The sequence below is a fragment of the Hydrogenovibrio sp. 3SP14C1 genome, assembly GCF_029625905.1.
GTDB lineage: Bacteria > Pseudomonadota > Gammaproteobacteria > Thiomicrospirales > Thiomicrospiraceae > Hydrogenovibrio.
This window is the reverse complement of sequence record NZ_JARTLM010000318.1, coordinates 1-237: the sequence shown is the minus strand read 5'-3', so window position 1 is coordinate 237 and position 237 is coordinate 1. Positions and strand designations below refer to the sequence as shown.

Sequence of the window (237 nt, the reverse complement as noted above, 5' to 3'; positions counted from 1 at the left end):
GATGACTTCCCTTACGCCGGTGGCGAAAAAGGGTACAGCAACTGGGAGCTTTCTGCGGATCGTGCTAACGCATCCCGTCGTGAGCTGGTGATCGGTGGGCTGGACGATGGCAAGGTGCTGCGGGTGGTGGGCATGGCTGCAACCATGCGCATGACCGACCGCGGACCGGATGATGCCATCAACCGTCGTATTAGTCTTTTAGTGCTCAACAAGCAGGCGGAGCAGGCCATCCTGCAC

The 237-nt window shown here is 59.5% G+C and carries 1 protein-coding gene; it reads left to right on the top strand.

The features are described from left to right. The coding region (locus P8629_RS12680) for an OmpA family protein (RefSeq protein ID WP_278166440.1) at positions 1-237 on the top strand (237 nt) is incomplete at both ends.